The sequence below is a fragment of the Streptomyces sp. NPDC087300 genome, assembly GCF_044744425.1.
In the GTDB taxonomy this organism is placed as follows: domain Bacteria; phylum Actinomycetota; class Actinomycetes; order Streptomycetales; family Streptomycetaceae; genus Streptomyces.
Genome location: NZ_JBIUYI010000017.1, coordinates 65,953 through 79,918, shown reverse-complemented (window position 1 = coordinate 79,918; position 13,966 = coordinate 65,953). Strand labels below are relative to the sequence as shown.

General features: G+C 69.5%; 12 protein-coding genes and 1 pseudogene. 9 read left to right on the top strand and 4 right to left on the bottom strand.

Translation table 11 applies throughout. The annotated features are described in order from the left end of the window. Positions 1 to 292 precede the first annotated feature (292 nt). On the top strand, positions 293 to 1,591 hold the full coding sequence (locus tag ACIO9J_RS41460; RefSeq protein ID WP_402010670.1) for a PAS domain S-box protein: 1,299 nt from the start codon (positions 293 to 295) through the stop codon (positions 1,589 to 1,591). A 310-nt stretch (positions 1,592 to 1,901) separates the two neighbouring features. Here the strand turns inward: ACIO9J_RS41460 and ACIO9J_RS41455 are convergent, their stop codons facing one another. After that, a complete protein-coding gene (locus tag ACIO9J_RS41455) occupies positions 1,902 to 2,549 on the bottom strand; it encodes a TetR/AcrR family transcriptional regulator (RefSeq protein WP_402010668.1) in 648 nt (215 codons plus the stop codon). Positions 2,550 to 2,626: 77 nt separating this feature from the next. Between ACIO9J_RS41455 and ACIO9J_RS41450 the strand changes: the two genes are divergently transcribed. Continuing rightward, entirely contained in the window at positions 2,627 to 4,075 is a 1,449-nt protein-coding gene (locus tag ACIO9J_RS41450; RefSeq protein WP_402010666.1) for an MFS transporter, read from the top strand. A 72-nt stretch (positions 4,076 to 4,147) separates the two neighbouring features. Here the strand turns inward: ACIO9J_RS41450 and ACIO9J_RS41445 are convergent, their stop codons facing one another. The 3 genes from ACIO9J_RS41445 to ACIO9J_RS41435 form a co-directional block, all read right to left on the bottom strand. Then, positions 4,148 to 4,582, bottom strand: coding sequence for a S1 RNA-binding domain-containing protein (locus tag ACIO9J_RS41445; RefSeq protein WP_402010709.1), 435 nt, complete (start codon positions 4,580 to 4,582; stop codon positions 4,148 to 4,150). A gap of 366 nt (positions 4,583 to 4,948) precedes the next feature. After that, positions 4,949 to 6,304, bottom strand: a complete 1,356-nt coding sequence (locus ACIO9J_RS41440) for a hypothetical protein (protein ID WP_402010664.1) — start codon at positions 6,302 to 6,304, stop codon at positions 4,949 to 4,951. Positions 6,305 to 6,479: 175 nt separating this feature from the next. Then, positions 6,480 to 8,318, bottom strand: coding sequence for a trypsin-like serine peptidase (locus ACIO9J_RS41435; protein WP_402010662.1), 1,839 nt, complete (start codon positions 8,316 to 8,318; stop codon positions 6,480 to 6,482). Positions 8,319 to 8,419: 101 nt separating this feature from the next. On the opposite strand from ACIO9J_RS41435, the gene ACIO9J_RS41430 reads away from it, so the two are divergent. The 7 genes and pseudogenes from ACIO9J_RS41430 (at position 8,420) to ACIO9J_RS41400 (ending at position 13,827) form a co-directional block, all read left to right on the top strand. Continuing rightward, positions 8,420 to 8,977: a hypothetical protein gene (locus ACIO9J_RS41430; protein WP_402010661.1), complete on the top strand. Its 558-nt coding sequence runs from the start codon at positions 8,420 to 8,422 to the stop codon at positions 8,975 to 8,977. 1,013 nt (positions 8,978 to 9,990) lie between these two features. Beyond that, positions 9,991 to 10,221, top strand: coding sequence for a hypothetical protein (locus ACIO9J_RS41425; RefSeq protein WP_402010660.1), 231 nt, complete (start codon positions 9,991 to 9,993; stop codon positions 10,219 to 10,221). Positions 10,222 to 10,461: 240 nt separating this feature from the next. Next, the gene (locus ACIO9J_RS41420) at positions 10,462 to 10,905 is read left to right on the top strand and encodes a hypothetical protein (protein ID WP_402010658.1); all 444 of its coding nucleotides are present in this window, start codon (positions 10,462 to 10,464) and stop codon (positions 10,903 to 10,905) included. 199 nt (positions 10,906 to 11,104) lie between these two features. Continuing rightward, a pseudogene (locus ACIO9J_RS41415) lies at positions 11,105 to 11,341 on the top strand (DUF6192 family protein); the annotation flags it as partial. 126 nt (positions 11,342 to 11,467) lie between these two features. Continuing rightward, a complete protein-coding gene (locus tag ACIO9J_RS41410; RefSeq protein WP_402010707.1) occupies positions 11,468 to 11,677 on the top strand; it encodes an acyl carrier protein in 210 nt (69 codons plus the stop codon). After that, a complete protein-coding gene (locus tag ACIO9J_RS41405) occupies positions 11,677 to 12,912 on the top strand; it encodes a beta-ketoacyl-[acyl-carrier-protein] synthase family protein (protein ID WP_402010656.1) in 1,236 nt (411 codons plus the stop codon). Before ACIO9J_RS41410 ends, ACIO9J_RS41405 begins: the two co-directional genes overlap by 1 nt. A gap of 18 nt (positions 12,913 to 12,930) precedes the next feature. After that, on the top strand, positions 12,931 to 13,827 hold the full coding sequence (locus ACIO9J_RS41400) for an alpha/beta fold hydrolase (protein WP_402010654.1): 897 nt from the start codon (positions 12,931 to 12,933) through the stop codon (positions 13,825 to 13,827). The last annotated feature ends 139 nt before the right edge of the window (positions 13,828 to 13,966 follow it).

The window sequence follows — 13,966 nt, the reverse complement described above, 5'->3', positions numbered from 1 at the left end:
CGCGCGCCGAGCACGGAGGGGCACCGGAGAGATGGGAGCGGGGCGCGTTCACCCGCTCTTCCAAGGGGAACAGGCGCCGGACACCCGTGAGACCACTGCGGCCCTTGGGCGTTCAGGCAAATGCCTGAGTCGGCACGGCGGCATGTGCCACGAACAACGGCCGCCCACGCCCGAACTCCCCCGCTCTGGGCTGCCACTTCGGCCGAGAACCGAGCATGCGGGAGCGACGGACGGGATACGCATCGCGTGGTGACCGTGCGTCAACCGCACGTATACGGACGGAGAAAAAGCCGTGGACGATTCCAGCCTCAAGGCTCTGCTCGACGACCTGCCCGTGTTCTGGTGGGAGGTCGACCAGCCGTGGCAGGTACGGGAGAAGGGCGGCGGCGCGTTCGCCGACACCGGCACGGCGCAGCGCTTCCTGGACCGGATCCGCCAGGAGGTCGCGGACCCGGGACACCCGCCGCGCGACGGCCGGTGGCTGGCCAGGTTCGACGGCCGGACCTTCGACGTCAGCTGTCCGCGGGACACCACCCCCGCGCACCACCGCACCCACGGCCTCGCGGTGGAGGTCGACACCCACCCCGAAGCCCCGCGCGGGTACGCCGCCTTCGCCGATCTCGTCGACCTCGCCCCGGCGGCCGCCTTCATCCGCGACCGGCACGGACGGTACCTGTGGGCCAACCACGCCTACGCGCACCTGTACGGCACCAGCGCGCAGGAGCTCACCGGTCGGCACATCGAGGACTTCGACGCCCCGGCCGAAGCCGTCCAGTTCCGCGCGCTCGACCAGGAGATCCTGAGCCGGGGCACGCCGGTGCGTCACACCCTGGACTACCGCCGCCTGGACGGCAGCGCGGGCCACGCCGTCGGCCACCGCTTCCCCGTCCGGGAGGACGGGCAGACCTGCGTCGCCGGAATCTACGTCGACATCACCGACCACCTGCGCGCCATGGTCCAGCGCAGGGAGGCCGAGGAACACCTACAGGCGCTGCGCGACCACACCGGCCTGCCCTGCGCGCTCCTCTCGGCCGGCGGCCGCGTGGTCGAAGCGAGCGCGGCGGCCGCGGAGTTGTTCGGCCTGCCCCTGCCCGACCTGGTCGGCCGCCCCGCACACACGCTGCTCACGCCCGCCGCCCCCGGCCTGGACCGCCTGCACCGCAGATGGCGGGGCCTGATATCCCGCCGCACCAGACGCGTGGAAACGTCCGTGACGCTCGACGACACGCACGGGCTACAGCGCCGCGCCCGGGTCCACCTGACGACGGTGGGCCACTCCGCGGACCGGGCCCGCCACGTCTGGGCCGTGGTCACACACCAGAGCCTCGCCCACGAGGCCCACCCACCCCTGACCGCCGCACAGATCCGCATCCTCACGCTCCTGGCGGAGGGCAGCAGCAACAGCGACATAGCCACCTCACTGAAACTGTCCCGCCAGACGATCGACTACCACTTGGGCCGCCTACGCGAAGCCTTGGGCGCCGCGACCCGCCCCGCTCTCGTCGCGCGCGCCTACGTCCTGGGCATCCTCTCGCCTGGGGCGTGGCCCCCGAGGTCGGCTACGGCGGGGTATCCGTTGAGTACGGTTTGAGGGGTGGGTGGGGGCTGGGCCCGATGCGGGGTCGGGGTGCCGCCTGATCGATGCTCTGCTTTACGGTGCGCTGCGGCCGCGGCGCATGACGCTCGGCGGCCAAACACCGAGCATCGCAGAAGCAGGGCCCGCCTTGCAGAGGACGCCCAGCGCCACCTGGGGTTCCAGCCTGGCCAACTGCGCACCCAGTCGCTGGTGCACCCCGTGCCCGTAGGCGAGGTGCGGGGTGCCGGCTTGGGGTGGTCACTGAGCTTCTCGAGCCGTGCCGCACGTCGCACAGCAGGGCGTCCCGTTTCCGAGTCCGCACAGGTCAGGAAACCGCCGTGAGGTGCTGGCCGGGGGCCTCGGGTGGAGTGGGGTCGTCGAACAAGCGGGAGAGGTGGTAATCCATCACGTACCGGGCTTGTGCGGCCGAGCGCTGCCCGACCAGCACGCTGGTCCCGACACCGTGACTGAGACTCAGCAGACGCGCGGCCTCGGCGGAGGCATCCAGATGTGCCGCGATCTCTCCCGCCGACTGCGCCGTGGCCAGGATGCTGGTGAGCTGCCGCTCCAGCCGGTTCGGTCCCTCGACGAAGGGCTGCTCCGCCAGTTCGGGGTCGGTCATGGCCAGAACCGCGTAGGACATCCACACCAGCCGGAAGGTGTGACTGTCCGCGTCGACCGGCAGGGCCTCGTCGACGAACACGTCGAGGCAGGCCCGCGCCGAACCCGGGTCGTCCAGGCTCTCGAGCCGCGCCGTCCACCGCTCGTGGCTCTGCCGCTCGAGGTGCTGCAGCGCGGCGTGCATCAACTGAGCCTTGGTGTCGAAGTAGTACTGCACCAGGTTCAAGGACATGCCCGCCTCGGCCGCGACCGCACGCATGGTCACCGCGTGCAGCCCGTCCCGCGCGGCCACCCGGACCAGGGCATCAGCGATGTGCGCGCGGCGCTGAGCATGGTCAACACGTTTCGGCACCGTGACCTCTTCCCGTCGAGCCCGTTTTCATAGTACCTCTGTACTATAAAAGCTGGCCGCGACGATGGGGAAGAGACATGGGACAACGCGAGGCCCGTGCCACCGATGGATCAGTCCACGCCGGGGAAGAGCCGGGCTTACTGGCGCCCCGTCAGGCGGCGTTGCTGTGGCTGGCCTGCGCGGCACAGTTCATGGTGGTGCTCGACGTGTCGGTGGTGAACGTGGCGCTGCCGTCGATCCAGACCGCGCTCGGCTTCGACGCGGCGGGGCTGCAGTGGGTCGTGGGCAGCTACGCGCTGGTCTTCGCGGGTTTCCTGCTTCTCGGCGGTCGGCTCGCTGACCTGTACGGCCGTCGGCGGGCCTTGGTGTGGGGGCTGGCGCTGTTCTCCGTCTCCAGTCTGGTGGGCGGACTCGCCACCGGCCCCGGCCTGCTGATCGCCATGCGAGCGGTGCAGGGCCTGGGCGCCGCGGTGCTGGCCCCGGCCACGCTGACCATCCTGACCACCACCTTCGCCGAAGGAGCGGGCCGCACCAAGGCATTGGCGATCTGGACCGCGGTCAGCTCCGCCGGCGGCGCGGCGGGCAACCTGATCGGCGGCGTCCTGACCGACGCGCTGTCCTGGCGGTGGATCCTGCTGATCAACGTGCCGATCGGTGCCGTGGCCGTCCTGGCGGCCCTGCGGCTGCTGCCGTCCGATCGCTCCCGCGCGACGTCCGGCAAGCTGGACGTCCCCGGCGGGGTGCTGGCCACCCTGGGCGTCACCGCACTCGTCTACGGCGTCAACCAGGCCGGAACACACGGCTGGACGGGGCCGACCACCCTGACGGGCCTGGTGGTCAGCGCCGTGGCACTGACCGCGTTCGCGGTGACGGAGTCCCGGTATGCGGCAGCCCCCTTGTTGCCGCCCCGCCTGGCGCGGCTGCGCCCCATCTGGGCCAGCAACGTCACCATGCTGCTGGCCGGCGGCTGCTTCATCCCCATGTGGTACTTCCTGTCGCTGTACATGCAGGACGTCCTCCACTACGGAGCCCTGGCCACCGGCGTCGGCTTCCTGCCCCACACGCTCGTCGGCATCGCGGCGGCCCCTCTCGCCCCCGCCGTCATGGAGCGCACCGGCGCCCGCGGCCTCATCGTCCTCAGCGCCGTCCTCAGCGCCGTCGGCTTCCTCTGGCAGAGCGGCATCAGCACGGACAGCGGCTACCTGGACGGGCTGCTCGGGCCCGCGATCGTCATGTCCGCCGGTATGGGCCTGCTCATCACCCCGATCACCACCACCGTCACCTCCGGCATCCGCGAGCAGGACGCGGGAGCGGCCTCCGGCCTGATGAACACCACCCGCCAACTCGGCGGTGTCGTCGGGCTCGCCGCCCTCGTCACCCTCGCCACCGCCGACGGCGGCCCGGACCTGTCGTACAAGGCGGTGTTCGTGGCGATGGCGGTGGTGTGCGCGAGCGTTGCGGTGGTGGCCCTGCTGCTGCCTACGCCACGCGAGGGCCAGGACGAGTCCGTCGCGGTACGGCGATGAGCTCGTGCCCCGGCTCTCGGTCAGGAGGGGTTCGTCGTGCCGCTCCTCGCCGAACTCGCCGACCGGCACCCATCAGGAGGACCGTTGTTTCCCGTCCTGCGGCAGGTTTCTGGCGGACAGGGTGAGGCGGTGGCGCGGGAGGTCGACTTCGACGATCCGTACGGGATCAGCTTGGTGACTTGGCCGGTGGTGACTAGCCCTGCTTGGTCCACGAAGGGAACGAGCGGGTTCTCCTGGAGGGCCTTCGGCGACAGCTGGACCTGCCCACTCCTGCCGCCGGTCGACAGAGATCACTTCGAAGGCGATGTGCTGCCCGATGCTCGCGGCTTCGGAGGCGTGACCGATCACCTTGCGGGTCAGATCGCCGCGGGGGATACGGCCCACCGCTCTCCCGGGGCCGGAAAACCCGTCCAGTTCGACAAGCGCCTCCCGGCCCTCGAGGCTGATGACGCGGCCGGTGCGGACTTCTCCCGCTCGCAGCGCGTTCAGGAAACTCGTCAAAGCCACGCTCGAGTGGGGTGCGGTCACGCTCGTGACCCTACGACGAAGGAAGGGCCGCGATTGCGCGACGAGAAGCCGGCGAAGACCACCGAGCCGGAGTGGTCGTTCGACCTAACTCCCGGGCTGTGCACTTCTGATGGTGGCGTACGCGGGACGGGTCATCCTGGCTGCTCTCCCCCGGGCTCAGCGGCGGCGGTTGCGGGTGGCGATGATGAGCGCGTCGCGCACCATGGCGACCGCCGCGATCACCGCCGCTGAGAACTTGCCTGAAAGAGTGCATATAAGGGGGCGGTCAGTGTCTCTGCGTGCGTTCGCGGTGAGCACCGGTCCCGGACAGCCCCTTTACGCGACGGTCGAGGTGACCAGTGGTGCTCAGGGGAGCTTGATGGAGAAGACGACGCGGTCGCCGGTGCGCGGCTGGCCGGGGACCGCTACGTAGATGCTCTCGTTCGTGCCCCAGAGGCGGCCCGATTTCGGGGCGTAGGACAGGTTCTGGGTAAGGCGGGGCGAGCGGGTCAGGACGTGCGGGGCCTCGTTCGGCTTGGCACGGTGGATGCAGTTGAACGCCGCGGGGTCCTGCACCGGGGGCTCGCCCGGGTTCCACCAACCCGTGGGGCAGGCGCCGCTGGAGTAGTAGTAGGTGCCGTCGGTCGCGGCGCCCTGGGCGGCCCAGACGGGCGAGGTGTAGGCGGCGGACGCGGTGGTGGTGCCGATGCCGCTGCCGTCGTCGGCCTTGGGCAGCGCCACGTCCGCGTTCAGGGGCCAGCGCGCGATGCGGCCGCGTACGCCCTTGGACGACGTCTCGTAGGTGACGTGTTCGCTGGAGACGAGGGCGTCCGGGTAGGAGCTGCGGTCGAGGCTGAGGGAGCTGAGGCAGATCTCGACGCCGGTGCCGGGGGTGCACTCGGGGCCGGGGCCCCCGCCGTCGATGTCGTAGCGCCCGATCATGGGCATGGCCCACTGGTGCCAGCGGGCGGACGACTTCCCGCCGTCGATGCCGGTCTTCTCGGAGATGGACGTCATCTTCCACAGGTGGCGCATGTCGTAGACCTGGAGCTCGCCTCCGTTGGCCACGAAGAGGCGGTTGCCGTACCAGACCATGCCGTCCGCGTGGGTCTTCTCCACCGGGGTGAAGGTCCCTGACGTACCGGCGACGGAGGGCACGACCAGGAGGACGTGGCCGTAGCTGGGGGCGGTGCCTCCGAGGTTCTTGGCGAGGGTGACGCGGGCGTACTCGTTCTTCGACCCGCCCTTGCCGTAGTACCAGGAGGCGGCGTACAGGTGGTTGCCGTCGATGGTGCCGTCGGGGCTCGCGTCATGGCTGGCGGTCAGCCCTTGCGGCATCCAGCCGCCCTTGTCCTTGTCGTAGTTGTTCGTCACGTCGTCGGTCTTGTCCCAGCAGAATCCGTCCGGGACGAGTTTGGTGTCGAGTCCGGTGGCGTGGCAGAGGCCCGCCCGGCCCACGTGCTGGCCCGAAGTGGCGACTTGCGTCGGCGTCACCTTGGTGACCGCTCCGGTCGCCTCGACGGCCTCGACCGCCTCCCTCGCGGCGGTCCAGGCCGCGTCGGTGGTGCGCATCTTGAAGTTCTTCACCGTGGCCGCGGGGATCGACTGCAGGGTCTCCGGGCCCGCGTCGGCCGCCGCCGAGGCGGAGGGTGCGGCCAGCAGACCGGCGCCGAGGGATGCGAGGCCGAGAACCAGTGCGGCGATGTTGCTTCTGGCGGACAACAGCCGTCTATTTGTTCGATGTTGGATGGGCATTGAAGGAACTTAGCCGAAGGCGGACGGCGCCGACAGCGCATATCGGGAACCGCCGGACTGGGCATCACTACGCTGCCGCCGAATGTGCTGAGGAGGCACGACGGCCCGCCGGACGAACCGGCGGGCCGTCGTGGGGACGAGGTCAGGCCGGCGGGTAGACCAGCGTGATCTCCCGGTTCAGACCGGTCTCGTCGGCGTCGGGGTACATGGAGACCTCACCGTCGGACCAGCGCACCAGGAAGTCGTCGGGGTGGCGGTTCTCGGTGTAGTCGCCCGCGGCCAGGACCGTGGCGTGTTCCCAGAGGCGGTTGGGCTTCTTGACCTGGACCTCGCCGTGGAAGCCGTTCTGGTCGATGTCCTTGTAGAGGGTCAGTTCGCCGTCCGTCCAGCGCACCATCAGGTCGTGCTGGTCGTTCCCGGTGAAGTCACCCGACGTGAGGGTCGAGGCGTGCTGCCAGGTGCCGTTGGGCGCGGCGAGCTTCTTCTCGCCGTGGAAGCCGTCACGGTTGACGTTGGTGTAGAGGGAGACCTCGCCGTCGCTCCAGCGGACCATCAGGTCGTCGGTCCACTTGTTGTCGCTGGTGTAGCGGCCACCGGTGAGGGAAGTGGCGTGCTTCCAGAGCTCGTTGGGCTTCTGGAGCTGGACCTCGCCGTGGAAGCCCTTCTCGTCCACGTCGGGGTAGAGCGTCAGCTCGCCGTCGGTCCAGCGCACGATGAGGTCGTCGCGGTCGGCGCCGGTGAAGTCTCCGGCCGCCATGGTGACGGCGTTCTTCCAGGTGCCGTTGGGGCCGGTGAGACGTATCTCCTTGTCGAAGTTGTCGACGTCCTCCCCGGCGCCCCGGTACAGGGTGACTTCACCGTCGGACCAGCGCACGATCAGGTCGGAGTAGTCCCACGTGCCGGGGTTGCCGTCGGTGAAGTAGCCGCCGGCCATCACCTCGGCGTGCTTCCAGGTCTCGGCCTTGCCCAGGACGCCGCGGCCGGCCGGCTGCCGGTTGTTGACCGCGTCGTCGTACAGCGCCTTGGCGTCGCCGTCGAGGTACGAGCTGTAGGAGATGTCGTCCTTGTCGCCGCCGGTCTTCCAGCCGCCGATGACACCGATGATGCCCCACTCACTGCCCTGCTTGACCAGGAACGGGCCGCCCGATGCGCCGCCGGAGTACTTGTCGCACGCGATGCGCAGGAAGCTGCCGGGGATCTTCGGGTCGGTGCTGTTGTAGCGGACGGTCTTGTCCGTGCAGTCCAGTGGGCGCTTCTGGTTGGCCGGGTAGCCGATCAGACGGACCGGGGAGTGGTCGTACCCGGCGTTGATCTTCAGCTCGGCGCCGCCGACGACGTCTTGGACGTTCTTCCCGCCGCGCGGTTCGAGCTGCAGGAAGTTGAAGTCGAGGTCCGCCCCGGCGTCGGGGCCCTTGGACAGGTAACGCTTGTCGACGTAGATGCGTCCGGGCTTGACGGTGAACGCACCGTGCGGCTTCTTGCCGTCGTCGTACTGCGGGACGAAGGTGAGGTTCTTGCGCGCGTCCTGGTCGTCGAAGCAGTGGCCGGCGCTCATCACGATGTTCTTGCCGGGGCTCTTGACGACCGTACCGCCGCAGAAGCGGCCGGTGTTGGTGCCGTCGTTCCAGAAGAAGGTGCCGACGATCGGCAGCCCTTCGAACGGCCGGCTGGCGGAGCGGGGCATCCTGGTGGGAGCGGAGAAGTGCTTGGCCTCCTGCTCCTGAACGGGCTTCGCCGCCCTCATGCGTTCCGGCGTCCAGTAGTCATCGGCGTCGGCCGGGGTGAACCCGCGCGCGTCCTGGTCACCGTCCGCCGGCACAGAGGTCGGCGGGGCGGTGGGCTGCCCCGTGTTCTCCGCCGCCGGTGCGGCGGCTTCCCCCCTGGGTGTCGGATCGCCGGGGTCCGCGAACGCGGTGTGGCCCGGCAGCAGAACCAGCGCGGCGGCCCCCGCCGCCGCGCACAGCGCTCTGCGCAATCTCATGGTCGTGTCCCCCATATGCAGATGAGAGGCGGGTCACTGCGTGTGGCGTGACCGCGCCAATATGAGTCATGATCGTAAGACTGTTGCGGACTGGGAGATACATGACCAATTTCACACGTACGTCCGTACGTGGCTGCTACGCCGCAATTGCCGCCCCTGTACTGCTTCTTGGGGCCGCGGGCGCGGCCCACGGCGATGCGCTGCCCTTTCCCGGACGGGGATACGCGTCCATCGGAGGCCCCGCGGAGCCGGGCCAGGTCGTGGACATCACGGTGAAGGAACGTCCGGGCAATCCGCACCCCACGGCGGTGGACGTGTCCAGCCGCGCACTGACCGACGACACGGCCCTGGGCGACACGGGACAGGCCTGGGTGGGCGCGGGGCGGATCAAGAAGAACACCGAACCCGGCACCTACGAAGTGAAGTTCACTCTCCGCCACAAGGACGCGAACTGCACGACGGAGGGCGACCAGGACTACGTGTGCGACTACCCGCCGATCGTCCTCCGAGGACAGCTGAAGGTCACCGAGCCGCCGAACGGGCCGAGCTTCGGCACCGGCCTCGCGGTGGGGATCCCTTCGGGCGCTGCCGTGGCGGTCGCCGCCGGGGCGTTCTGGCTGCGCCGCGGGGGCCGTCGTGCGGCGGGCAGGACGGCATGAATTCCCGGCGGACCGGCAAGCGGGGCACGGCGCGGGCGACGCGGGCTTCACGGATGCACGCGTTGACCAGCGCCGACCCGAGGAGCTGCTGGCCGCGGTGACGGCACGCCACGGCTTCGAGCGGCATCATCGAGGAGCCGGACTCGTCCTGGATGACGATCCACACGTTGAGCGCCGCCGTGGTGCTTTCACCTGCGGCCAGGGTGTAGCTCCTGTGGAACCGGCGACCGGATCACCGTCGCGACCCTCGACAGGGTCCACCGCTGATCCGGCTAGCCCTGCGCAACCGGGCCCCTTGGCCAATCCCGCCTCCAACCGGGCGAACTGGCTTCACTCAACCTCAACGGCTACGCCGAGCCCGCCGAACGCAGGGCCCCCGGGCCACCCTTGTCCCAGGCTCTGCGGCACCGTTGCACGGGTCGAACGCTCGCCCGGAGCTCCTTGCCGATCGCCGAACTCGCCTCACCCACGGCGAACCCTTCGGCCGCCTTCGCACAAGCCCGGCGGTGATGTCCTGCCCTTTGACGCGCTGGTCGTTTCCGTCGATCCGGGCGGCAATGTCGAACTCACCGAGCTGAGCGCCGTGCGGGCCCGCTGACCGTACCTGGACCGCCTGCCCGACGGCGGGTTCGTCGTCGCCGCGTCTCGCGCCCGCCGATACGAAGACGCGGATCAGGTCCAGGTCTTCGACGCGCTCGGCCGCGAGACCTCGTCCTTCTCCGTCAGGAACGCCATCGAGCTCCTGCTCGTGGACGAGGTCGGACACATCTGGGTCGGGCATTTCGACGAGAACCCGGTGGGAATCCGCCGCTGGAGCGTCACGGGCCAACTCGTCTGGACGGCAGACGACGCCCGCATCCCCGGCCTCTTCGACTGCTACGCCCTGAACGTATCGGGCACAGCCGCCTGGGCGTGCCCGCCCGTACACGGACTTCCCGCTGGTCGAGATACGCCCCAACCGCACCGAGCAGCCCGTGAGGGTGTGGGCAAACCGCGTACGGGGTGCCAGAGCGGTGGCCGTCCACGGTGAGCGGGTCGCCTTCTACGGTGGCTACGGCGAGGAGCGAGACCGGCTCGTCCACGGAGAGATCGTCGAAACGTCGGTCGAGCAGGCGGACGTCGGTCTGCTCACCCTGCCCGATGGCTCCGTGCCCGGCCGCCGGCGAGTTGTCGCACGAGGAAGCAGGATCTACGTCCAGGCCGATCCGTTCACCACCTGGGGCGTGTTCGACCTGAACAGCTGATACCCAGCGCCAGAATGACCAGCCCCCTACCCGATCGTCGGCCATCCGCTCAGGCCGGGGCGGACCCGAATTGCGCTGGTGCCCCCTTCTCACTGTCCAGGGAGCAACGTGCCGCTGTCCCTCGTACACCGGATCACCAGGACGGTGTCTTGTTCAGTGCTTGGCGAGGCGAGAAATTCGCTGGCTACAGGCGTTGGGTAGCGTCGTCGGGACAGTGAGGCGAGTACGCGGAGTGGCTGTATGGCGTTGGTGCGGCGGGATAGCTTCCCGGTCTATGTCGAGCGGTTCCTGCTCTGGTTGCAGGAGGCCTACGAGGACGTGATGGATAGCTGGCCTGAAGGGGCGCAGGGGTTGGTGTCAGCGGAACACGGGCGCGTGGACATCAGGTCGGGGGGCCATACGCACACCGCGGCGTTCACGATCGAGGTCTGGGACGCACCGCCTGCACCGGATCGCACCGTCGCCTGGGAGGCGACCGGGGAGACCGAGCTGGATTCCCCTACCGGACAACTCCAGTTCCACACGGTCGGCGGGCCGGACAAGAACTGGATCGATCTCGGGACGGCGGATCGGCGCTGGCGGCTGCGCGCTCACGTGGTCGGGCAGGACGAGGTCGCGGCCCTTGCCGAACAGGGCGTGCCCGAGGGCGTGGAGCGCTTTCTGCTGCAGTTCTGGCCGCTGTGACGGTGTCCGGTGGGCGGGATCGCCCGCCCACCGGACGTGAAGGTCGGGACACCCACGCAGGTCAGGCCGTCCGTCGGGGCCATCGAGGATGCGGTCCTTGGAGTAGAAACCCCTCATGATCCCACCTCCGGCCTCGTCGTCGCCCTTGCGCGAGACGCACGAGCAGCAGCTCGAAGGCGAGTAGGAGCCGTTCGAGCCGACCGTGCGGCCGATCAATCACGCGCTGAAGTTCCTGGACCTGGTCGGAGCCCGCCAGCGGTTCGTCGGCGCCACCGGGCGGATCGTGCCGTCGCTGCGCGAGCGGCCGTTCTCTGAGGACGAACGCATGCGGATGCTGCGAGAACACGACGAACAGGACCCCACCGCGTCGGGCGCGCGATCACCCACCTACTTTGCGGCCGCTGATGAAGCCACACCCGCGTGCGCGGTTCGGTAATCCGAAAGGATTCTCAATGCCCGTTCGACGCCACCTGGTGACCGGGCTGACGTTGTCCAGCGAGAGCCTTCAACACCGCCGAGCAAGGGGCAGCAGTTGCTGAATACCGCAGACCACGTCACCGACCTGCTGATCAGGATGTACAGGCTTTCACCCGCCTCCGTGCTTCCTGATGTGCCCCTGCACCAACTGCGCATCGACTCCCTGTCGCTGGAGGAGTTGCGGCTGGTACTCGAGGACGAACTGCACATCGACCTGGAGGACGTAAACCTGACGTCCCGCAGCACCGTGGGGCAGCTGGTGGACGTCGTCTGCCAAAAGTCAGCGGTGTCGTGATGCCCGGGACGGAGCACGGCGCGGCCGCAGTGACAGGGCTCGGCCTGGTGACCGCCGCGGGCAGCGACGCCAAGAAGACCTGGAGCGAGATCACTTCCGCCGGCGCTCCCCGGGGGGTACGCACTATGGAGGGGCTGCAGGGCCTTCCCTGTGACTTCATGTACACCGTCGAGGGACTTGACCTGGAGACGGAGCTGGGCCGGGGCACGTTGCTCATGGACCGGTTCGCCCAGCTGGCGGTGGTCGCGGCCCGGCAGGCCGTGGCCGACGCGGGACTCGACCCGGCCACCTGGGACGGTTCCCGCGTCGCGGTGGTGATCGGCACGGCCCACGGCGGCCTGCACTACTACGACCAGCAGCAGGCCGTCCTCGACCGGCGGGGACCTCGCAAGGTCTCGCCGAAAGTCGCGCCGCTGAGCGTCAACAACAACGCCGCCGGCAGTGTCTGCCAGGACCTCGGCGCCCGCGGGCCGAGCCTCGCGGTCAGCACGGCCTGCGCCTCGGGCACCGATGCGATCGGTACCGCGTTGGGCTGGTTGCGCGCAGGCCGCTGCGACATCGCTGTCGCCGGCGGGGCGGAGGCCCTGCGCTCGCGGCTGTTGTTCGCCAGCACCTGCCGGTTGCGGGCACTGTCCACCCGAGTGGACGACCCCGCGGCCGCCTGTCGGCCGTTCGATGTCGCCCGGGACGGCTTCGTCGTCGGAGAGGGTGCCGGGATGCTGGTGCTGGAGCGCCCGGAGCACGCCCGGGCCCGCGGCGCCACCGTCCGGGCCCACCTGGCCGGGTACGGGTCGTCCAACGACGCCTTCTCCCCCGTGGCCAGCGACGAGGAGGGGGCAGGCATCGAGCGGGCACTGCGGGTCGCGCTGGCCGATGCCGGGGTCACTGCCACGGACATCGGGCACGTCAACGCCCACGGCACCTCGACCGTCATGAACGACCTGGTCGAAAGCGCCGCTCTGTTCCGCGTCTTCGGCGACCGCCCGCTCATCACCTCCACCAAGGCCATGACCGGCCACGCCCTGGGCGCCGCCGGCGGCATCGAGGCCGCCCTGACCGCCCTCGCCCTGGAGGAGCAACTGGTCCCGCCGACAGCGAACCTGGACGTACAGGACCCGAGGGTGCCCGTCGAGGTGGTGGCCAGAACCGCTCGCCCCGCACGGCTGGAATGCGCGGCCTCGTCCTCGCTCGGCTTCGGCGGCCACAACGCCGTACTCGTCTTCACCCGGCACTGAACGAGAGGATCCCTGTTCATGGAGTCTGTTCGCACCCTGACCGTGGACGGACTGGCCTACCCCTATCGGTTGCTGCGGCCGGCCACGTCACGAACCGAGCCCCTGATCGCGCTGGGCGGTGCCTTCCAAGGCATGTACGACTGGCCGCAGTTGGAGGACGCCCTCACCGGCGTGGCCGGCCTGGTGACCGCCGATCTGCCCGGCTCCGGCGACTCCGACCTGCCCAGACCCGAGCACACCGTGGAGATCCTCGACGCGGCGCTCGACGCCATCGTCGACGATCTGCGCCTGCCGCGCATCAACCTCTACGGCTACTCCTACGGCGCGGTCCTCGCCTTCCGGTACGCGCAACGTCACCCCGAGCGCTGCGCCCGCCTGCTGCTCGGAGGCGTCCCCGCCCACCTCCCCGAGGCCCTCTTCACGCGGTACAGGCAAGCAGCAGCGCTGCTGCGCGCCGGCGACGCGGAGGGCTTTGTCACCCGGATCACCGCGGAGATGTTCTGCCTCGACGAGAGCCGGCACGTCCATCGCCGGGAACTCGCCCTGCGCTACTTCCGGCGCTCACTGCTCAAGACCTCCCAACAACCGCACGCTCCCTACCTGCTGGAGCGCGCCCTCGGCACCCGCACCGCCCTCCGGGGCGGCCTGACCGGCGTACCCACCCTGGTCTTCGCCGGCGAACACGACACCCTCACCACCCCCGACCTGCAACGCGCCTTCGCCTCGACCATCGACGGCAGCGACTTCGTGACGATCGCCGACTGCGACCACATGATGCTCCTCGAACGCCCCGACGCCGTCACCCGCCTCATCACGTCCTTCATCACCGACAGTCGATCACCTTCATGTCAGGTCGACGGCCACTTCACGGAAACGCTGTCTGCCGATGAGCGGAAGAAGACGTCCCACACGTGAGCAGTAGCGGACATACGCATCTGGTCGGACGAGGTCGAGTTCGGGGTCTTCGAGGCCAGGTGATCTGTCATCGAGTCGCATGCCTGCGACACGCCGCATAGTTGGCGGCTGGTGTCGCCGATCTGGAGCCGTTGCGTAC